This is a genomic window from Flavobacterium psychrophilum DSM 3660 = ATCC 49418, assembly GCF_002217405.1.
GTDB lineage: Bacteria > Bacteroidota > Bacteroidia > Flavobacteriales > Flavobacteriaceae > Flavobacterium > Flavobacterium psychrophilum.
In genome coordinates this window covers 25,791-45,665 of sequence record NZ_MUHE01000047.1, presented here as the reverse complement: position 1 = coordinate 45,665, position 19,875 = coordinate 25,791, and the positions used below count along the sequence as shown (strand labels likewise).

Genomic DNA, 19,875 nt, shown 5'->3' with positions numbered 1-19,875 from the left:
TTTTAAAGCTAAATTGGTATAATATTTAGGTCTGTTTTTTTAGACTATTTTATAATTATATGAAACTTTACAGCTAATAAAATTTATTCGAGGTGTTTATTTATGTGACCTAAAAAAGTATAGCAGTTTTCGCAAAACGCCCAAGTATAAGCTGTAAATAAATAAATTTTGTACTATTCTTACATAAGCGAAAAAGCATCAATAGTTATTTTGATGCGTTTATTAGGCTAATAATGCGATTATAATGCACATATATAAATTTAATTAATAAGAGGCGTAAAAGCGACTATATTACTCTCTAAGAAACGATATGCGCTTATGATGACCTCAAAAAAAAATTAAAAAAACCAACTCGCAACTAAAATTGCGGTAATGACACAAATTAAATCAACTACGAGCATCGTTCCTAAGGCATAACGGGTATTTTTTATATTAACAGAACCAAAGTAAACTGCAATCACATAAAAAGTACTTTCGGCACTGCATTGAAAAATACTGCTTAATCTTCCTGTTAAAGAATCGGCACCAAAAGTATTCATCGAATCAATTAAAAACCCACGTGATCCCGCAGAACTAAAAGGGCGGAGCAAAGCAACTGGCAAAGCGTCTGTAATTTCTTTGCTAACACCCAAATTAGAAAAACCAAAGGCTATCCATTGGCTAATAATTTCAAATAAACCGCTATTTCGGAATAAAGAAATAGCTACTAACATTCCTAAAACATACGGGAAAATAGTAACTCCTGTTTTTACCCCATTGTTAGCTCCTGACACAAAGGTTTCATAAACAGTTGTATTTGCTTCTGCAAATTTCTTTTCTTTAATAAGAGAAAGAATCAGTGTAAATGCAATAATTCCTACTAAAATTAAAGCCGAAAGATTAGAAGTAAAATAATTTTTACCAATTAAATCTAAATGGTTTACATACATTAACAAGCCAACAATTGCAGCAATTAGCGTCATTAAACCAACGACCAAAGAAGCACTTTTGAAATTAATTTTTTGTTTAATTCCAACAATTAAAAAGGCGGCAATGGTGCCAATAAAAGAGGTAATAATGCAAGGCAACATCACATCGGCTGGGTTGCTAGCATTTGCTGCTGCACGATAGCCAATTATAGATGTTGCAATTAAGGTAAGTCCAGAGGCATGCAGGCACATAAACATAATTTGAGCATCGCTGGCTTTGTCTTTTTCGGGGTTTATTTCTTGTAAACTTTCCATGGCTTTGAGTCCGAATGGCGTAGCGGCCGAATCTAATCCTAAGAAATTAGCAGCAAAGTTTAAGGTCATATACGAAATAGAAGGATGATTTTTGGGAATGCTAGGAAATACTTTGACGAAAACGGGGCTCAATACTTTGGCCAATTTTTCGGTTGCTCCAGAAATAATTAAAAGCTCCATTAAGCCACAAAAAAAGGCCAAATAAGCGATAAGAGGCAAAATTAAATCTAGTAATGTGTTTTTGCAAGTAGGTAACAACCCGTCCGATTTTTGAATGCCACTATAAATCTTTACGGTTTTGTTTTTGTACACATAAGTCGTATCTGCATTTATACTGTCTTTATTAACAATCATCGTTTTGTCTGGTGCTTTTTCGATGCTGTCTTTTACAAATTTCGGAATCTGATTGAGATATTTTTCAGAAATTAAAATGGGATCATCTTTTTTTCCATTCAAAATAAAATCGATAGTGTAACTGTTGCCAGAAAATAAACTGAAGACAACAAATACAATTGAAGAAATAAAAATTGCCAACCAAAACCGACTTAATACCATAATTTTGTTTTTTGTAAATGTAATATTTAACTACAAAATTCACAAAGATTTCCGCAAAGTTCACAAATAAAATCCGTGACAATCTGCTTAAATCCGCGTCATCTGCGTTCTATTATTAAACGTGAATAATCTCTTCTTCTATTAATAAATCTTCTCTTCGCAATCGTAAGAAAATTTGAGCCACTGCGATGGTATCTTTCTCGCAATAGGTTATAATTCGATCAATATCTTTTTCTACATAAAAAACATAACCCAATTGCGAACCATCAATATCACCTTTTGGCGAAGGAATTCCTAATACTTTACACATCAATTTTAATGAGGTGAAATGTTTGTAATCACCAAATTTCCATAATTCTAAAGTGTCTAAATGCGGAATTTCCCAAGGTTTTTTTCCAAATAAATTCAGTTTGTTTGGAATGGTAATTTGGTTTATAATCATGCGCCGAGCAATAAACGGAATGTCAAATTCTTTGGCATTATGACCACAGAGAAGGTGTTGAGGTTGGTTGAAATGATTGTTTAATAAATTAATAAAATCGTGTAAAATTTTCTTTTCTTCGCCAAAAAATGAGGTGACTCTAAAATTCCTAATGTCTCCCTTTATTGTAAAATAGCCCACCGAGATACAAATTATTTTTCCAAATTCGGCCCAAATTCCTGCTCTATCATAAAATTCCTGACCCGAAAATTCTTCTTTGCGTTGGTATTGGGTTTTTAGTTCCCAAAGTTGTTTCATCTCATCATCAAGCGAATTGTAATTTTCTTCTTCTGGAACGGTTTCTATATCTAGGAAAAGGATATTGTTTAGGTTTATTTTTTCAATCATTTTTGTAACACGAATTTCCCGAATTTACACTAATGTAAAAACATAGTTAAGTATTTCACGAATATAAAAAAAATGATGGTAATTTTTGTAATTTGTCTCTAATTTTTAAAATAAACTTTGCTGATTTGTTGGGTTTTCGTGTTCTAACAACCATTTTTTGCGCCACAAACCACCCGCATAACCCGTGAGCGAACCATTAGTTCCTATTACACGATGGCAAGGAACAACAATCCAAAGTGGGTTTTTTCCGTTTGCCGATGCTGCTGCTCGAATGGCTTTTGGGTCGCCTAATTTCTTGGCCAAATCGAGATAAGATATTGTTTTTCCAAAAGGAATATTAAGTAATTCTTTCCAAACTTTTTCCTGAAAAATTGTGCCTTTGGGATTGAGTTTGAAAGTAAAATTAGTTCTTTTTCCTTCAAAATATTCTTGGAGTTGGTTTGCGGCTTCTTCGAGGTTTTTAGGGATTTCTTGGCAAACTGTACCTTTGGGCCAAGCAGAAATCTGAGTAATTCCAGTTTGGTCGCCAGTAATTTGGGTAATTCCTAAAGGTGTTTGTATGTATGTTGTTTCCATAATTTAAAGATATGTTTTTTTGCTTTGGAAACGATTTTTGATGAAAAAATAAAATGCGATTTATTCTTAAATAAATCGCATTTTAACTTGTTGTTTTTTTTGGCGCATAACGATTGCTCTTTTCTTGAGGTGCAAAAGCCTAAAAAATGATTTTAATAGCAAACTAAGTTTACAGAAGCTTAATAAAAACCATCTGTTTGTAAAAACGGTTTTTATTTGAGTTTAATAAATTTATAAAATAAACCTTTTTATTTCTGATTTTTTTTAGAAAATAAGAGGCTGATTATTTTACATTTGAATATACATAAGCTTCTAATTGTTGTAGTTCTTCATCAGAAAAAGTTTTTATTAAAGCAAAATTAGCTTTCATCACTTCGTATTGTGTTGGGTCTACAATTGGGTCGGCTTTGCCTTTTAGAAATGTAATTATATTTGCGTTTTTTTCTTTGTAAATTTTTGCAATATCTTGTATGCTAGGCCCTATTGTTTTTACATCGGGTTTATGGCATGTAGTACAAGTGCCTTTTCCTTCAAAAATTTCTTTGCCTAAATCTGAGGGCGATTTTACTTCTGTAGTGGTTGTTTCTGTTTTTTCTTCTGTTTTTCCAAAGGATTCTTCAGATTCTTTTTTGCAAGAAAAGGCTAGAGTTGCAACTGCTATAATAATAATTTTTTTCATGATGTTTTTTTTTGTTACTTCAAAAGTAGGCTATGTTATGACTTAAAAAAATGATAAATATCATCAAAAGGGTATAATAAGAGTCCGTTTTTTTTTAGATGGGATAGTAACAAATTTGTATTAAAATGTAATTAGAAATTCCCGTTTTGTGTAATTTAATTTATTTGTTTTTTAACAATATTGAATCCTATATTTTGCGGCTTAATTCGATTTATTACATTTAACGGTTTTAAAAAGGGTATTATTTATTTAATAGAATTGCGGCTTCTTTGGCAAAATATGTTGATATTAAACTAGCTCCAGCTCTTTTTATACACATTAATTGTTCCATCATGATTTTGTCGTGATCTAACCATCCTCTTTCGGCAGCGGCTTTTATCATTGCGTATTCGCCAGAAACATGAAAAACGGTTACGGGAATATTTACAGCGTTTTTAACTTCTCGTACAATGTCTAAATAGGCAATTCCGGGTTTTACCATGACCATGTCAGCTCCTTCTTCTACATCCATTAATGCTTCTTTGATGGCTTCAATTCTGTTGGCATAATCCATCTGATAGGTTTTTTTGTCTTTCGGAATTTCGGCATTGTTTACAGGTGCACTGTCTAATGCGTCGCGAAATGGTCCGTAAAAAGCTGAAGCATATTTAGCAGCATAACTCATAATTCCTACGTTATGAAAACCTGCGGAGTCTAGACCTTGGCGCAAACGAAGTACACGGCCGTCCATCATATCGGAAGGGGCAACGAAATCTGCTCCTGCTTGTGCGTGTGAAACAGCCATTTTTACTAATGCGGTATTTGTTGCATCATTTGCAATATCGCCATTTTGAATAATTCCGTCGTGACCGTAAATAGAATAAGGGTCTAGTGCCACATCTGGCATGACGATCATTTCTGGGCATGCGGTTTTAATGGCTTTGATAGCGCGTTGCATTAATCCATCGGGATTCCAGGATTCTTTCCCGGTATTGTCTTTTAGAGATTCATTTACTTTTACATAAATATTTACAGCTCTAATTCCCAAAGCGAATATTTCTTTGACTTCCTCGACAGTTAAATCGATAGAACGGCGGTAAATTCCAACCATCGATGGGATTTCTACTTTTATGTTTTCTCCTTCTGTAATAAACATTGGGAACATAAAATCGCTAGGGCTTAGGGTTGTTTCACGAACTAAACTTCTAATAGATTGGTTAATTCTTAAGCGTCTGCCTCTTTGAAGTGGGAACATATATTTAAATTTTAAATTTTTTTTCAATGTATTCAAATCCTTTTTTCATGCGCTTGTTTTCGTCAAAGCGATAGCCTGCATAAATACCAAAACTTGTCTTTTCGTTCTTTATTTCGGTACTATTTTTGTTATTGTAGTCGAAATTTTTATAGGTCGATTTTAATCCGCCAAAAAAGTTTTTGTTGTTATAACCAATGGCTATATTGGCATCGACATTATAATTTACATTAGTAGAACTTACTTTTGTATAATCTTGATATGATGAATTTTTAAAAAAACTTATCGATTTATTTAAGCCAATTCCGGGGTGAACTCCCACAGTTGTAACCCATTTTTTATATAAAATAAAGTTGTACATATAGCCTAATTGTATATAAGCATCGAAAGAATTTATTCTTATTAGTTGGATATTTTTAGTGGCTGGTTGGTTGGTTTCTAGGTTGTTATGATAATACGATATAGATGGTATAAAACTTCCGTTACTTTTTATTTGTCTTTCTGTCATTGATTCGAACGAGCGATAGGAGAAGTTTTTATTTAAGATATAAAAAGTTTTGCCACCAATTGTTTTAATTTGAAGGTCGTTTAGTGGTCTTATGGGTTCAGATGATTTTAAATCTTCGAGGTAAAATCCTTTAATTTCTTTATAAGTTACCTCTTGGCGAAGCCTGTCTGAATAGAAAAACTTAAAACTAAAGTCTAGTGTTTTAGTTTCTCCTTTGCGAGGGTCATTATTGCTTTGTAGAAAATTAGGTGATATAGAAAAATTTAGCCCTAGAAATTTGTAATCGAAAGATAATTTTAGCCTTAAAACATTGTTTGGGACTAGGCTTTTTTGTCTGGTTTTTGTGTAACTTAAATTTTGAATATAAAAATTGTCGGAATTTGAATTAATTTCCATTTGAAAAATCATTTTATCAAAATAGTTTACTCTATATTCTGGATTGTATTTGTTTTTTTTTGCATATAATGAGTCTCTTTCTTGCGCATTGGCAAAAGAGAAGAACAAAAACAAAAGACATATTAACTTACTTTTCATAAATAAATTAGACCCAATTTTTTGGTTTTTTTAATAGGCTTATTAGCTTTTCTTCTTCGCTTCCTTTTTCTGGATGGTGGTCGTAATGCCATTGTACATGTGGGGGCAAACTCATCAAAATACTTTCTATTCTGCCGTTAGTTTTTAATCCAAATAAGGTGCCTTTGTCATGAACCAAATTAAATTCGACGTAGCGACCACGACGAATTTCTTGCCATGTTCTTTGTTCAGGGCTATAGGGTAAATTTTTTCTTTGTTCTAAAATTGGAACATAAGCTTCTAGGAAAGAGTTGCCCACTTCGGTTACGAAATTGTACCAATCGGTCATAGACATGTCATCTGTTTTTTTGCAATAATCGAAAAATAATCCGCCAATACCACGTGCTTCATTTCGGTGTGCATTCCAGAAATAATCGTCGCATTGTTTTTTAAATTTTGGATAAAAATCTAGACTGTGTTTGTTGCAAGCTGTCTTGCAAGTTTGATGAAAATGAATTGCGTCTTCTTCAAATAAATAATATGGTGTAAGATCTTGTCCGCCACCAAACCAAGAATTGATTACGTTTGCGTTATTGTCATACATCTCGAAATAACGCCAATTGGCATGTACAGTTGGTGCCATTGGGTTTTTGGGATGAATGACAAGGCTTAATCCGCAAGCAAAAAAATCTGCTTCGCCAACATTAAATAGTTGCTGCATGCTTTGTGGTAATTTTCCGTGTACTGCCGAAATGTTTACACCGCCTTTTTCTATTACGCTGCCATTTTCTATTACACGTGTTCGTCCGCCACCACCCTCTGGGCGTTCCCAAATATCCTCACGGAAATTAGTGGTGCCCTCTGCGATTTCTAATCCTTTACAAATTTGGTCTTGAAGGTTTTGTATGTACGTGTAGAATTTGTTTTTCATATTAAATTTTATAAACAATCATAACGCCCCCACGATATGGAAGCCATTCGCCACTTTTATTATATTTTGTAGCATTTTCGTATCGCTCGCCAGTGCTTATATTATAACCTTTATAATAACCTTGCTGGTTGCCACCGCCTACAAAAAGGTCTAAAGCAAAATGATTGTCAATGGGAACTTTAAAGCCAACAGTTGCTCCGTATAGGAGGCTATATCCAGTTTGGTAAAGGTCGGTATTTATGTAGTTCCATTTTTGCATTTTATATTTTGATCCTGCAATGTGAGCACCAATATAAAATCCTTTTTCTAATGTAGAAAAATGATACCTCAATTCTGGTGTTACTATTATAAATTCTTGCGGGCCATTATTAATTGATTTCCACAGCGAACACATAACATCTAATTGAAAAGTAAGCTTGTTGCCTACTTTAGTTTCTATTGCAATCTGGGGTATTCCAACAAGAGTTGTAATGTTGGCTTTTATATTGGTTTGTGACCAAGTATTTGCGTAGCAAAACACCATAAAAGAAAGATAGTAAAGTGTTTTTTTGGATAATTTTGTCATTTTTTATTTTTTTAATTCGTATAATTCCATGTCTAGTGGCGCTCCAATAGTTGGGTAAAATTCGTTTAGTAGTGTTTTTTGCCAAATAAAACCATTGTTTTTGGCTACTTTTATACTTCCTAAATTTGTTTTATGGGATATAATTTGAAGTGTTTTTAGTTTTAATTCATCAAAAGCAAATTCCAACATTTTTTTTACTGCAAATGTAGTTAATCTTTTTCCTTCGAACTTCGAACCAATGCAATATGCAAATTCTCCTTGTTTTATATTCCAATCTATTTTTTTGATGATGATTAAACCTGCAATTTCTTGATTGTTTTTCTCTCGGATAGCAAAGGTAAAATTAGTTTTTTCTTTGATTTCTTTATTTTTAATTATAATGTATTTTATAGACTTTTCGAGCGTCGAATTACTTGAAAGTGTTACGGGGAAATAGCGTTGCAATCTTTCATTATTGTTTATAATAAACTGATACAACTCATTTGCATCCGTTGGTTTTAGCTTGTCTAATATATAAATCTCATTAAAGACGTTAAATTTATATTCCATTAAATCTAACTAGATTTTTGATTTGAAATTTGATATTTTTATTAATCTTACTCCATTTAATATATACAAATCATTTTCATTTATATACATACCCGTAACACCATTACTCCAGCTTATAAATCCAGTTTTGGTTTTGTCTGGTGTTATAGTATTTACACTGCCTGTTTTAAAACTTTCAAAGGTATTTGTTGTGTTATTTAGTTTCAATATCCCCTGTCCATTAACAGAAGCATAAATATCATTATTTGAATCTATTGCAATATCCTCAATAGTCGAATTATAGTTTGAAACTAAAGTTGTAACTTTATAAGCATTATTTATAAACTCAATTTTTCGTAAATTTGTATAATCATCTATAACATAGATTTTATTATCTCTACACACGATTTTAGAAATTGATTTAAAACTAGCACTTAATCCATTACCATCAACAACCGAAGCATTTCCAGAACCCGCAATAGTTGATTCTAAATTATTCTCTGGTAAATAAAATTTTAAAGTTTTATTATTATTATCAAAAACTACTATAGAATTATTAGAATATCTTGACATTGCAGTATTTTGGGCCTTATTAATATAATTTGGTCCATTATCAATCATCACATAACTATTCAGTTGAATATTATCATACGAGAATATTTTATTTCTATTATCCGCTCCATCAGAATTAAAAAATAATTTATCGTTTAAAGTCGACGTAATATTGATGCCGTTTCCTAAAAAACCTCTCAAATTATTTAAAACCTCACTTTTTGCTCCATTTGAACTTACTTTTGATAACAATGCCTTAGAATTTGTTCTATCGTCTAGTAGTAGATAAACATCATTTGTTGAAGTAATTGTTAAATCATTAAATTCGATTTGATTGTTCCTATTAGCAGCGTAAAAATCGACATCATAGTCTACTGTTAAATAGTTTTTAAATAGATCTTCAGGTTCATTTTTAGAACAAGAAAGCACGATTAATGTTGCTAATAATAGGGCAAGTTTTTTCATTATTTTTATTTATATTAAAGTTTAGTTATACTCCTTCACTGCATCTACAAACGCTTTGGCATGATCTACAGGGATATTGGGTAAAATTCCGTGACCTAAATTTACAATATATTTGTCTTTCCCGAATTCGTCAATCATTTCGTGTACCATTTTCTTAATCACAGGAATTGGCGAAAGCAAACGACTTGGGTCAAAATTTCCTTGTAAAGTAATGTTTCCACCAGATAAATATCTTGCGTGGCGTGGCGAACAAGTCCAGTCTACACCAAGTGCCGATGCTTTACTTTTTCCCATTTCGCCAAGTGCAAACCAGCAGCCTTTTCCGAAAACAATAACAGGTGTAATGTCTGCCAATGCTTCGATAACTTGGTTAATGTATTTCCATGAAAATTCCTGATAATCAACAGGAGATAACATTCCTCCCCAAGAGTCAAAAATCTGAATGGCATTACAACCTGCTTTTACTTTTTCTGTTAAATATGCAATGGTGGTATCGGTAATTTTTTGTAATAAAACATGTGCTGCTTCTGGATGAGAGAAGCAAAATCCTTTGGCTTTGTCAAAGCTTTTAGATCCTTGCCCTTCTACGGCATAGCACATAATTGTCCATGGGGATCCCGCAAATCCAATTAATGGCACTTCATCGTTTAGCATTTGTTTGGTTAGTTTGATGGCATCAAAAACATAACCTAATGTTTGGTGAACATCTGGAACAATAACTCTTTCTACGTCTTGAATCGTACGAATAGGATTTGGCAAAAAGGGCCCCACATTTTCTTTCATTAATACCTCAATTCCCATGGCTTGTGGTACAACCAAAATATCTGAGAATAATATGGCAGCATCGGGCGCAATTCTGCGAATAGGCTGTACGGTGATTTCGGCTGCTAATTCTGGGGTTTGACAACGGGTAAAAAAATCATATTTGTCTCGCAATGCAATAAATTCTGGCAAATATCTTCCCGCTTGACGCATCATCCAAACTGGTGGACGTTGTACGGTTTCTCCTTTTAATGCTTTTAGAAATAGGTCGTTTTTAATCATTTTTTTCTTTTTTTAATTGCGAATTACATAAACCCTTGCCAAATTACTTATCGTCAAGATGTAAAGGCGCAAATTTATTTTATTTATATTCGTTTATACATTCTTCAATTACATCTTCGATAGTTGGATTTTCGGCAATGATGATGTTTTTTGTAATTTTTTGTAAGGCTTCGGCAGTGGTTTCGCCAATACAAAAGCATACTTCTTTTTTGAGGGTATTGTCTTTTAAATAACTTTCTACTCCCGATGGACTAAAAAACAAAATGGCTTCTACTGAATTTTTTATTTTTTGAGGCGTGAGTGTTGTTTCGTACACTTTAATTTCATTAAAATTTACATTTGCTTCTTTTAGAGTTTGGGGTAATATTTCCCTGCGTAAGTTTCCGCTGAAAAAAGTAAAGCTATCACTACCATGAATTAAGGTTATGATTTCGGCCAGATCGGAAGCGTAACCTGTGTAAACATCTACATTAAAACCGTTTTCTGATAATAATATTTTTGTTTTTAATCCAACACAAAAAACATTTTTCGTTTTTAATTCGTCACATTTTGGGTGTTGCAAAATACTATATACGGCATTTTGACTGGTAAATATTAAATTGTCTTTGATGTTTTTTAAATCAAAATCTTGGTGTTCTGTTTTAATAAAATCGGCTTCAATTACATTAAAATTAGCGTTTACTAAAGCTTCTTTTTGAATGGTTGAGAGTTTTTTTGTAGAAAGTATGTTAATTTGACTCATTATTTTTTTAGTTTTTCTTTGATGGTTTTCATTAGTTGTACACCACCATTTTCAAAAATTTCTTGCCCAGCATGATAGCCTAATTGTTTCCATTCTTGTATTTCGACTATTTTCTTGATTTCTATTTTCTGACTTCCGTCTAATGAAAATAAAACCCCTTGAAAATGAATTGTTTCGTCTTTTTCGTTAAATCTTGCATAAGCTCCAATTGGTGCAGTACAACCGCCTTCTAGCGTTCTTAAAAATTGGCGTTCGATATAGGTTGTTATTTCGGTTTCAATGTGGTTAAGTTCTGCTAAAGCATCTAAACAATAAGTGTCGTTTCCCATGGCAACGACCATCATTGCGCCTTGTGCAGGGGCGGGAATCATCCAGTCTAAGTTGATATAGTTTTCTGGTTTTATATTTATTCTTTCTAAACCTGCTGCAGCAAAAACGGCACCATTCCAGTTGTTGTCTTGCAATTTTTGCATTCGGGTATTTACGTTTCCACGCAAATCGACCACTTGATGATTTGGGTATTTGTGCAACCATTGGGCTTGTCTTCGCAAACTTCCTGTGGCTATTGTTGCTTGGGTATTTAAGAAATCGAGATTGTTGTTATATACTAAAATATCTTTTTCGTTGGCTCTTTCTAAAACGGCTGCTTGCACAATTCCTTGTGGTAAGGCGGTTGGAACGTCTTTCATAGAATGTACAGCAATATCGATATCGCCATTTACCATAGCTATATCGAGTGTTTTTGTAAAAATTCCAGTTATTCCGAGTTCGTAAAGTGGTTTGTCTAGTATAATATCTCCTTGCGATTTTACGGCTATAATTTTTGTTTTATGTCCTAAATCGTTTAGCATTTTCTCGACATGATGTGCTTGCCAAAGCGCTAGTTCACTATCACGAGTTCCTATTTTTATTGTTTTTTTAGCCACTATTTAGTGAAGTTTTTAGCCACTAATTCGCTCGTTTTAATAGTTGCGAATTGTGGTTTTTTTTAGTGTTATAATTGAAATATTTTATTGATATAATCGATGCTTTCATCGACCATTGTTTCTTCATCTTTGAGATGATTGGCGAAGTGATTGGTTATTTTTTGAATAATACGGTTGCTAATAAGTTCTGCTTGTTCTTCATCGAAATTGGATAGTTTTTTTCTCTGAAAGATTAGCTCTTTTTCTTTTATGGTATTCAATTTTGCTTTGAGCGCATGAATTGTTGGGGCATATTTGCGTCCGTTCATCCAGCTGCTAAATTCGTTTTTTATTTCTTCGATAATGGCTTCAGCGGCAGGAATGTGTAGTTTTCTTTTTTCGAGAGTTTCATCGGTAATTTGCGACAAATCATCTAGGTGAACTAAGGTTACGTTTTCTAATTCATTTACATCACTATTTACATTCTTCGGAATCGATAAATCTAGTATGAGTAATGGTTTTTTTAGATTTAAAATAGCTTTGTCTATCGTTGGGTTTTGGGCTCCAGTTGCTACAACTAAAACATCAGCTTTTTGTAATTCGATATGCAAATCGGCATAATCTTTTACAATCAGATTGAGTTTTCCAGCAAGTTTTTCGGCTTTGTCTTTGGTTCTATTTATTAAAGTGATATGCTCATTTTTAGAATGTTTTACTAAATTTTCGCAAGTATTTCTTCCTATTTTTCCTGTGCCAAAGAGCAGAATATTTTTCTCTCCAATATTTGCTACATTTTTCATAATGTATTGTACTGATGCAAATGAAACAGAGGTTGCTCCAGACGAAATATCAGTATCAGTTTTTATTCTTTTACTAGCTTGAATGACAGAATTTACCAATCTTTCCATAAAAGAATTGGCAAGATCTAAGGCTTTACTTTCTGTAAATGCAATTTTTATTTGGCTAATAATCTCGAAATCACCAAGAATCTGACTGTCTAAACCAGTACCCACTTTAAATAAATGAGAAATGGCCTCCTGATTTTTATATACATAGGCTACTTTTTGAAAATCTTCAACAGTACCTTTCGAGTTCTCACAAAGTAATTTGATGAGTTGAAACGGATGCTGGGCAAAACCATAAATCTCGGTTCTGTTACAGGTCGAAGTTACGATTAAGCTTTCTATCCCTTCGGTTTTTGCTTGTTGCAATAAGTTAGATTTCGATTGCGCATCGATACTAAATTTTCCACGAATCTCTGCATCAGCTTTTTTATAATTTAGGCCAATGGCATAAAAAGTGTTGTGCTTCGGAATTGTATTGTTCTCCATAGTTGTCACTTTATTCAAAAAGTTAAGCAAAAGTATAGTTATCCTATTTATAAAAGTAACGCTAGAAGTTCTATTTGTGTCGCTAAGAGATTTTTTTATTAAAAAATAGATTTCTATCGTTATTTCTTTTATTTTTGCATTAAAATCAAGCCTTACGGAAATATTTATTTAGAATAATTCTAAATAAAGAATTCGATTTTATTCAAATTTGACAAAAAAAACATCGCTATGAGTTCAGCCGAAGAAATAAAAATTGATGATGATTTTATCCTGATTCGTTTTCAGAATGATTCGGATAAAACGGTTTCTTTCGAGCGACAGGTAAACAATGGATTAATACAATTTCATTTCGGATTAAAAGGCAACGCAAAATTTATCTTCAATCAAGGAAATTACACTTTAGATCTGAAGGAAGAAAAATCTTTGCTGTTTTATAATCCGCAAAAAGAATTGCCTTTGCATTTAGAAATCGAGCCAAAATCATGGTTAATTTCTATATTGGTTTCTATCAAAAAATTTCACCGCTTGTTTTCTACAGATACAGAGCATATTCCGTTTTTGAGTGATGAAAATAGAGACAAAAAATATTATGGCGAAGAAAACATTTCTCCATCAATGGCCATTGTTTTAAATCAAATGTTTTATTACAACTTGAACCCATCAATAAAAAATTTATACTATAAAGGAAAAGGCTACGAATTGTTGAGTTTGTTTTTTAACCGTTCCGAAGACCCAAATGCAGAGCAATGCCCATTTTTGATAGATGAAGAAAATGTTTTAAAAATAAAAAAAGCCAAAGAAATTATTATTGCTAACATGGCAGAACCCCCAGGTTTACAAGAGTTAGCTGATGAAATAGGTTTAAATTTAAAGAAACTAAAAATGGGTTTCAAGCAAATATACGGCGATACAGTTTATGGTTTTTTGTTTGATTACAAGATGGAGCAAGCCCGAAAATTATTAGATTCAGGATCTTATAATGTAAACGAAGTGGGTTTAAAAATTGGCTATAGTACCGGAAGCCATTTTATAGCCGCTTTTAAAAAGAAATTCGCTACAACACCAAAGAAATATTTATTAGAAAAAAGTTTATAAAAGATGAAAGGAGTTTTATTAGTAAATCTAGGATCGCCAGAAAGCCCAACAGCAAAAGATGTTAAGCCTTATTTAGATGAATTTTTGATGGACAAATACGTAATCGATGTCCCGTATTTATTAAGAGCCTTATTAGTTCGTGGTATTATTTTAAGAAAAAGACCAGAAAAATCGGCCGAAGCATACGCAAAAATCTGGACACCAGAAGGCTCGCCCCTTATTGTGATTTCGAAAAAAATGCACAAAAAAGTGCAAGCCTTAACAGATATTCCTGTTTCGTTAGCCATGCGCTACGGAACCATGACAATCCTAAAAGGGTTGCAAGAACTAAGCGACAAAGGGGTAAATGAAGTGATGCTTTTTCCCTTGTACCCACAACATGCCATGGCATCGACCACTACAATTTTAGTTTTGGCAGAAGAGTTGCGAGCGAAGCATTTTCCAGACATGAGCTTTACAATTGTTCCCGCTTTTTACAACAAACCAGATTATAGTAAAGCCTTAGCTAATTCGATACAAAAACATTTAGCAAGTTACAATTACGATCATTTGTTGTTTTCTTATCACGGAATTCCAGAAAGACATATTCGCAAGACCGATGTTACAAAATCGCACTGCAAAATAGACGGTTCTTGTTGCAACACACCCTCGCCTGCACACGAATTTTGTTATCGCCATCAGTGTTACGAAACCACAAAGCAAGTGGTAAAATTACTAGGAATTCCCGAAGGAAAATATAGTCAGACTTTTCAATCCCGATTGGCAGGTGACAAATGGCTAACGCCTTATACAGATGTTGAAGTAAACAAAATGCCCAAGAAAGGAATTAAAAAATTAGCCGTAGTAACACCAGCTTTCGTATCGGATTGTTTAGAAACATTAGAAGAAATTGCTATGGAAGCCAATCATCAGTTTAAAGAAAACGGAGGAGAAGAATTTTTAGCAATTCCTTGTATGAATGATGAAGACCAATGGTGCGAAGTGATTGCAAATTGGATTAAAGATTTTCAGAAAAAAGGCTAAAAGAAAATAACTGACAGATAATAAATGCTCTCATGGAATACTACAATTACATAAAATCGCTACATTTAATTTTTGTAATCACTTGGTTTGTAGGTTTGTTTAATATAGTTCGCTTCTTTGTATATCAAATTGAAGCAAATGAAAAACCCTCGCCCGATCGCGAAATTTTGCTTGCCCAATTTAAAATAATGACTTACCGTTTGTGGTATATTATTACTTGGCCTAGTGCAATTGTAGCAAGTATTTTCGCTTTTTGGTTGCTTTACCTAAATCCAGCAATACTACAAGCAGATTATTTTCAAATAAAATTAGTCTTTGTCTGTCTGTTATATTTATACCATCTAAAATGCCATCAAATATATAATCAATTGCAAAACGGCAAATTCAAGTATTCTTCAAATGTTATGCGTTTGTGGAACGAAGGCGCAACGATAATACTATTTGCTATTGTTTTTTTAATAATTTTAAAAAATGCTTTCAACTGGATTTACGGTGTTATTGGCATCTTTTTGTTTTCGGTATTAATCATGCTGGGGTTTAAGTTTTACAAACGAATACGTGAAAAAAACAAATAAATGAATTCTATTTTTAAAATTAAAAGTTGGTCATTGCGTGTAAGAATCTTTTTATCGATGATTCTTATCACCATCATATCTTCTATTTTAATTGCAGGTGTTTCGTTAATTCATTTCCAATACGAAAGCAAAGAATACAATCAGGAATTACTAATAAGCAAAGAAAATCAGATAAAACAACACCTTCAGTATGTCCTGGCAACCACGCCACATCCGTTAACGACATTCAATATTCCGTCAATATTTAAAGGGAAAATTTTCGAAATTTCTAACATTCATGATATCGAAATAGATATGTATGACCTAACTGGAAGGCTACTCATTACCTCGAACGCACCAATAATTAAAGGTCAAATTGCACCAAATATTCCAAATATTGTTATAGAAAAAGTTAAGGAATCTGCAAACAACAGATACATAAACTCGATCGAAAACAAAGAAAACAACTTCCAGTTTTCATATAGCTATTTGATGGATTATGTAGAGAAAAATCCTATCGGAATCATACGATTACCCTATAAAGAAGACAACACATTTTATCAAAAACAAATAGAAGAATTCCTAAAAATTTTCGGGTTTGTGTACCTTGCAATGTTCGTTATTTCTATTTGGATAGCTTTATATTTATCTCGATATATTACCAAATCGTTAGAAACAATTTCGAACAGCCTAACTAAAACCAGTCTAACCGAAAAAAACAAAAAAATTGAACTAATTAGCAATAGTTACGAAATAGATAATCTGGTTCATTCCTACAATAATATGATCGACGAACTAGAAGAAAGCGCCAATAAAATAGCCCAAAGCGAACGTGAAGGTGCTTGGCGAGAAATGGCAAAACAAGTAGCACATGAGATTAAAAACCCGCTAACACCTATGCGACTGACAGTGCAGAGTTACCAACGAAAATTTGACCCCACAGACCCCAATGTTACCCAAAAACTAAATGATTACTCCAAAACCTTAATACAGCAAATAGACACGATGAGTGCCGTAGCATCTGCCTTTTCTAACTTCGCATCTATGCCAGCACAACAAAATGAAACTATAAATGTAGTAGATGTAGTAAAATTAACCTTAGATATTTTTAATGAAGGTTTTATAGAATTTTATTCTAATTTAGAGGAAATTATCACCACAATAGACAGAACACAACTCATACGAATTATTACCAATTTGGTTAAAAACGCCTTACAAGCCATTCCCGAAGAACAAGTATTTAAGAAAATTTGGGTTTCAGTAAATAAAGAAGCTAACAACGCCGTAATTACTGTAAAAGACAACGGCAAAGGAATTGCAATAGCAGATTTTGATAGGATTTTCGAACCAAAATTTACCACAAAATCTAGCGGAATGGGACTGGGTTTGGGAATTATAAAAAATATCATCGAAAATTATAACGGAACGATTACTTTTGACTCAGAAATAAATAAAGGAACAACATTTACCGTTTCATTACCCATAACAAATCAATAAATCATGGCATTAGAAAATATTATTTTAGAACACGAAAAAGGAATTGCAACCATTTTTATAAACCGTCCAGAGAAATTAAACGCGCTCAATAAAGCTACTATCCAAGAGCTGCACGAAACTTTAAAAATGATCGATGCAAACGAAGCTGTTAAAGTTATTATTATAACAGGAAGTGGCGAAAAAGCATTTGTAGCAGGTGCTGATATTTCAGAATTTGCTCATTTTTCAGACCACGAAGGCGCCATGTTAGCCGCCAAAGGACAAGAAATCTTATTCGATTTTATCGAAAACATGAAAACACCAGTTATTGCAGCAATTAATGGTTTTGCATTAGGTGGCGGACTAGAACTCGCCATGGCATGTCATTTTCGTATTGCTTCCGAGAATGCAAAAATGGGATTGCCAGAAACTTCACTAGGCGTTATTCCTGGTTACGGAGGAACACAACGTTTGCCACAACTAATTGGTAAAGGACGCGCCATGGAAATGATTATGACGGCAGGCATGATTGATGCCATAACAGCAAAAGCATACGGATTAGTAAATCATGTTGTTTCGCAAACTGATTTAATGTCAACTTATATGACAATTGCCGATAAAATCATGAGAAATTCGCCAGCCGCTATTTCTAAAGCAATTGAAGCTATAAATGCCAATTATAAAGATGGCACCAATGGTTTTGATGCAGAAATTAAAGCTTTTGGCGAATGTTTTGCTACCGATGATTTTAAAGAAGGAACCACTGCTTTTTTAGAAAAAAGAAGAGCTGTTTTTGTTGGAAAATAAGCTAAAATTTAGCGTTCCCCATTCCATTCAAAATGAAATTGCTCAAGAAAAGTTTCCATATAATGGTGCCGTTCTTGGGCAATTTTTTTACCAGTTTCTGTATTCATTTTATCTTTCAATAAAAGTAATTTTTCGTAAAAATGATTTAATGTTGGGGATTCAGAATTTTTATATTCTTCTTTATTCATACTAAGATTTGGCACAATTTCAGGATTGTATAACTGGCGATTTTTGAAGCCTCCATAATTGAAAGTTCTAGCAATTCCTATGGCACCAATAGCATCTAACCTATCTGCATCTTGTACGATTTCTAATTCTTTTGATGCGAAATTTTTATTAAAATTTCCGCCTTTAAAAGAAATGTTTTCGATAATCTTAATGACATGACTAATTATTTCTTCCGAAACGTTTTCTGCTTCTAGGAATTCTCTAGCCATTTTTGGACCAACGGTTTCATCGCCATTATAAAACTTACTGTCGGCAATATCGTGTAATAATGCGCCCAATTTTACAACCATTTCATTGCATTTTTCCGCTGAAGCAATTAGAATTGCATTTTTGTAAACACGCTCTATATGAAACCAATCGTGCCCGCCTTCGGCATTTTCTAGCTTCTGTTTTACGAATAGAATTGTTTTGTTGATGAGGTTTTTCATAATTTCTGTTTTACAAAAAATCCTTTCTTTAGGGAAAGGATTTAGTCTGTTTTCTATGATCTTAAAGTTTTTTATCTTATCAAAGCTGGCTCTACCCATTTAAAAAGTTGAGATTCAGCAGGAATAATCAATCTTTCAGAAATTTTCGCCATTCGGGCAGGTAATTTCATCAAATAATCACGTGCTTTTTCGGCTTCGTCAGTAAGATTTGAAAGTTTTTCTATTTCCCATTTTTCTATGAGTTTTTGCATAATATCTACATAGTCGGAAGCTGTATATACACCTATTCGTTGTGCAGAATCAGAAAAATTTACGAATGCCGAGCTTATTTTTTCTCCAGATTCACGAAGAAATTGCGCAGGCATTACAATTTTTTGTTTCATCATATAATTGAAAGCCAAAAGCATTTCACTTGGATCTACTTTAAAAATTTGATTTACAAATTCTGAATAAGCATGATGATGACGCATTTCGTCGCCAGCAATCATTTTACATATTTTGGCTAATTTATTGTCGCCATATTGTTTTGCAATTTGCGAAACTCTATTGTGCGAAATGTAGGTTGCTAATTCCTGAAAACTAGTGTAAACAAAATTTTTGTAAGGGTCACGACCCGTTCCTATATCAAAACCATCAGCTATAAGATGTTGTGTTGTTATCTCTATCTCACGCATATTTACACGACCTGATAAATACAAGTATTTGTTTAGTAAATCTCCGTGGCGGTTTTCTTCTCCAGTCCATTGTCGTACCCATTTAGACCAGCCGTTTTGTTCTGCTTGTCCTACGCCATCTACGTCCATAAGCCATGATTCGTAGGTTGGTAGTGCTTCTTCAGTAATGGTGTCGCCTACGAGGGTTACCCAAAAATCATAAGGCAATTCTTTTGCTATTTCACGTAATTCTTTTACTTCTTCAAAGAAAGTTTCGCTTTCGGAATTAGGTAAAAAATCAGTTGGTTGCCATATTTTTTCTATTGGAATTAAATATTGGTCAACAAATCCGTCAATTTTATTTTCTAGAAATTGCATTACTTCTAGGCGTATGTTTTTTGTAGACATGCTTAATTTAGATTGTAGATTTTTTG

21 protein-coding genes are annotated in these 19,875 nt (G+C 33.1%); 5 read left to right on the top strand and 16 right to left on the bottom strand.

What is annotated here, in order from left to right:
- Positions 1 to 338: 338 nt before the first annotated feature.
- The 14 genes from B0A57_RS10815 to hemA form a co-directional block, all read right to left on the bottom strand.
- On the bottom strand, positions 339 to 1,778 hold the full coding sequence (locus tag B0A57_RS10815) for a nucleoside recognition domain-containing protein (protein ID WP_034097131.1): 1,440 nt from the start codon (positions 1,776 to 1,778) through the stop codon (positions 339 to 341).
- Positions 1,779 to 1,893: 115 nt separating this feature from the next.
- Positions 1,894 to 2,607, bottom strand: a complete 714-nt coding sequence (locus B0A57_RS10810) for a 3'-5' exonuclease (RefSeq protein ID WP_034097133.1) — start codon at positions 2,605 to 2,607, stop codon at positions 1,894 to 1,896.
- 105 nt (positions 2,608 to 2,712) lie between these two features.
- Complete coding sequence (locus B0A57_RS10805) at positions 2,713 to 3,183, bottom strand: methylated-DNA--[protein]-cysteine S-methyltransferase (protein ID WP_034097134.1); 471 nt, start codon at positions 3,181 to 3,183, stop codon at positions 2,713 to 2,715.
- 283 nt (positions 3,184 to 3,466) lie between these two features.
- On the bottom strand, positions 3,467 to 3,862 hold the full coding sequence (locus B0A57_RS10800) for a c-type cytochrome (RefSeq protein WP_011962215.1): 396 nt from the start codon (positions 3,860 to 3,862) through the stop codon (positions 3,467 to 3,469).
- A gap of 241 nt (positions 3,863 to 4,103) precedes the next feature.
- Positions 4,104 to 5,096: a porphobilinogen synthase gene (hemB, locus tag B0A57_RS10795; protein ID WP_034097139.1), complete on the bottom strand. Its 993-nt coding sequence runs from the start codon at positions 5,094 to 5,096 to the stop codon at positions 4,104 to 4,106.
- Between the two features lie 4 nt (positions 5,097 to 5,100).
- Positions 5,101 to 6,135 (bottom strand): DUF4421 domain-containing protein, encoded by a 1,035-nt coding sequence (locus B0A57_RS10790; protein WP_011962217.1) that lies wholly within the window; start codon positions 6,133 to 6,135, stop codon positions 5,101 to 5,103.
- Positions 6,136 to 6,142: 7 nt separating this feature from the next.
- Positions 6,143 to 7,045, bottom strand: a complete 903-nt coding sequence (gene hemF, locus B0A57_RS10785; RefSeq protein WP_011962218.1) for an oxygen-dependent coproporphyrinogen oxidase — start codon at positions 7,043 to 7,045, stop codon at positions 6,143 to 6,145.
- Position 7,046: 1 nt separating this feature from the next.
- Positions 7,047 to 7,610 carry a DUF3575 domain-containing protein gene (locus B0A57_RS10780; RefSeq protein WP_011962219.1) on the bottom strand — a complete coding sequence of 188 codons (564 nt, stop codon included), beginning with the start codon at positions 7,608 to 7,610 and terminating at the stop codon, positions 7,047 to 7,049.
- A gap of 3 nt (positions 7,611 to 7,613) precedes the next feature.
- Positions 7,614 to 8,159, bottom strand: a complete 546-nt coding sequence (locus B0A57_RS10775; RefSeq protein WP_038465774.1) for a GNAT family N-acetyltransferase — start codon at positions 8,157 to 8,159, stop codon at positions 7,614 to 7,616.
- Positions 8,160 to 8,168: 9 nt separating this feature from the next.
- Positions 8,169 to 9,155: a hypothetical protein gene (locus tag B0A57_RS10770; protein WP_038465777.1), complete on the bottom strand. Its 987-nt coding sequence runs from the start codon at positions 9,153 to 9,155 to the stop codon at positions 8,169 to 8,171.
- A gap of 21 nt (positions 9,156 to 9,176) precedes the next feature.
- Positions 9,177 to 10,199, bottom strand: coding sequence for a uroporphyrinogen decarboxylase (hemE, locus tag B0A57_RS10765; RefSeq protein ID WP_038465779.1), 1,023 nt, complete (start codon positions 10,197 to 10,199; stop codon positions 9,177 to 9,179).
- A 79-nt stretch (positions 10,200 to 10,278) separates the two neighbouring features.
- Positions 10,279 to 10,941, bottom strand: a complete 663-nt coding sequence (locus B0A57_RS10760; RefSeq protein WP_034097145.1) for a uroporphyrinogen-III synthase — start codon at positions 10,939 to 10,941, stop codon at positions 10,279 to 10,281.
- Positions 10,941 to 11,867 (bottom strand): hydroxymethylbilane synthase, encoded by a 927-nt coding sequence (hemC, locus tag B0A57_RS10755; RefSeq protein ID WP_034097147.1) that lies wholly within the window; start codon positions 11,865 to 11,867, stop codon positions 10,941 to 10,943. Before hemC ends, B0A57_RS10760 begins: the two co-directional genes overlap by 1 nt.
- Before the next feature lie 68 nt (positions 11,868 to 11,935).
- Positions 11,936 to 13,177 (bottom strand): glutamyl-tRNA reductase, encoded by a 1,242-nt coding sequence (gene hemA, locus B0A57_RS10750; RefSeq protein WP_011962225.1) that lies wholly within the window; start codon positions 13,175 to 13,177, stop codon positions 11,936 to 11,938.
- Positions 13,178 to 13,405: 228 nt separating this feature from the next.
- On the opposite strand from hemA, the gene B0A57_RS10745 reads away from it, so the two are divergent.
- Genes B0A57_RS10745 through B0A57_RS10725 form a run of 5 tightly spaced genes read left to right on the top strand, consistent with a single transcriptional unit; the run spans position 13,406 to position 18,132 of the window.
- Entirely contained in the window at positions 13,406 to 14,272 is an 867-nt protein-coding gene (locus B0A57_RS10745; RefSeq protein ID WP_011962226.1) for a helix-turn-helix transcriptional regulator, read from the top strand.
- 3 nt (positions 14,273 to 14,275) lie between these two features.
- Complete coding sequence (gene hemH / locus B0A57_RS10740) at positions 14,276 to 15,295, top strand: ferrochelatase (protein WP_011962227.1); 1,020 nt, start codon at positions 14,276 to 14,278, stop codon at positions 15,293 to 15,295.
- Positions 15,296 to 15,327: 32 nt separating this feature from the next.
- Positions 15,328 to 15,870, top strand: coding sequence for a CopD family protein (locus B0A57_RS10735; protein ID WP_034097149.1), 543 nt, complete (start codon positions 15,328 to 15,330; stop codon positions 15,868 to 15,870).
- Positions 15,871 to 17,346 carry a sensor histidine kinase gene (locus B0A57_RS10730; RefSeq protein WP_074460285.1) on the top strand — a complete coding sequence of 492 codons (1,476 nt, stop codon included), beginning with the start codon at positions 15,871 to 15,873 and terminating at the stop codon, positions 17,344 to 17,346. It abuts the gene before it with no gap.
- Between the two features lie 3 nt (positions 17,347 to 17,349).
- The gene (locus B0A57_RS10725; RefSeq protein WP_011962230.1) at positions 17,350 to 18,132 is read left to right on the top strand and encodes an enoyl-CoA hydratase/isomerase family protein; all 783 of its coding nucleotides are present in this window, start codon (positions 17,350 to 17,352) and stop codon (positions 18,130 to 18,132) included.
- A gap of 8 nt (positions 18,133 to 18,140) precedes the next feature.
- Here the strand turns inward: B0A57_RS10725 and B0A57_RS10720 are convergent, their stop codons facing one another.
- Both B0A57_RS10720 and B0A57_RS10715 read right to left on the bottom strand, forming a co-directional pair.
- The gene (locus B0A57_RS10720) at positions 18,141 to 18,788 is read right to left on the bottom strand and encodes an HD domain-containing protein (protein ID WP_034097152.1); all 648 of its coding nucleotides are present in this window, start codon (positions 18,786 to 18,788) and stop codon (positions 18,141 to 18,143) included.
- Positions 18,789 to 18,859: 71 nt separating this feature from the next.
- Complete coding sequence (locus B0A57_RS10715; RefSeq protein ID WP_011962232.1) at positions 18,860 to 19,849, bottom strand: acyl-ACP desaturase; 990 nt, start codon at positions 19,847 to 19,849, stop codon at positions 18,860 to 18,862.
- Positions 19,850 to 19,875: the final 26 nt, after the last annotated feature.

Coding starts and splice junctions, on each gene's coding strand:
- B0A57_RS10815 (WP_034097131.1), bottom strand. CDS start 1,778: ATGGTATTAAGTCGGTTTTGGTTGGCAATTTTTATTTCTTCAATTGTA.
- B0A57_RS10810 (WP_034097133.1), bottom strand. CDS start 2,607: ATGATTGAAAAAATAAACCTAAACAATATCCTTTTCCTAGATATAGAA.
- B0A57_RS10805 (WP_034097134.1), bottom strand. CDS start 3,183: ATGGAAACAACATACATACAAACACCTTTAGGAATTACCCAAATTACT.
- B0A57_RS10800 (WP_011962215.1), bottom strand. CDS start 3,862: ATGAAAAAAATTATTATTATAGCAGTTGCAACTCTAGCCTTTTCTTGC.
- hemB (WP_034097139.1), bottom strand. CDS start 5,096: ATGTTCCCACTTCAAAGAGGCAGACGCTTAAGAATTAACCAATCTATT.
- B0A57_RS10790 (WP_011962217.1), bottom strand. CDS start 6,135: ATGAAAAGTAAGTTAATATGTCTTTTGTTTTTGTTCTTCTCTTTTGCC.
- hemF (WP_011962218.1), bottom strand. CDS start 7,045: ATGAAAAACAAATTCTACACGTACATACAAAACCTTCAAGACCAAATT.
- B0A57_RS10780 (WP_011962219.1), bottom strand. CDS start 7,610: ATGACAAAATTATCCAAAAAAACACTTTACTATCTTTCTTTTATGGTG.
- B0A57_RS10775 (WP_038465774.1), bottom strand. CDS start 8,159: ATGGAATATAAATTTAACGTCTTTAATGAGATTTATATATTAGACAAG.
- B0A57_RS10770 (WP_038465777.1), bottom strand. CDS start 9,155: ATGAAAAAACTTGCCCTATTATTAGCAACATTAATCGTGCTTTCTTGT.
- hemE (WP_038465779.1), bottom strand. CDS start 10,199: ATGATTAAAAACGACCTATTTCTAAAAGCATTAAAAGGAGAAACCGTA.
- B0A57_RS10760 (WP_034097145.1), bottom strand. CDS start 10,941: ATGAGTCAAATTAACATACTTTCTACAAAAAAACTCTCAACCATTCAA.
- hemA (WP_011962225.1), bottom strand. CDS start 13,177: ATGGAGAACAATACAATTCCGAAGCACAACACTTTTTATGCCATTGGC.
- B0A57_RS10745 (WP_011962226.1), top strand. CDS start 13,406: ATGAGTTCAGCCGAAGAAATAAAAATTGATGATGATTTTATCCTGATT.
- hemH (WP_011962227.1), top strand. CDS start 14,276: ATGAAAGGAGTTTTATTAGTAAATCTAGGATCGCCAGAAAGCCCAACA.
- B0A57_RS10735 (WP_034097149.1), top strand. CDS start 15,328: ATGGAATACTACAATTACATAAAATCGCTACATTTAATTTTTGTAATC.
- B0A57_RS10730 (WP_074460285.1), top strand. CDS start 15,871: ATGAATTCTATTTTTAAAATTAAAAGTTGGTCATTGCGTGTAAGAATC.
- B0A57_RS10725 (WP_011962230.1), top strand. CDS start 17,350: ATGGCATTAGAAAATATTATTTTAGAACACGAAAAAGGAATTGCAACC.
- B0A57_RS10720 (WP_034097152.1), bottom strand. CDS start 18,788: ATGAAAAACCTCATCAACAAAACAATTCTATTCGTAAAACAGAAGCTA.
- B0A57_RS10715 (WP_011962232.1), bottom strand. CDS start 19,849: ATGTCTACAAAAAACATACGCCTAGAAGTAATGCAATTTCTAGAAAAT.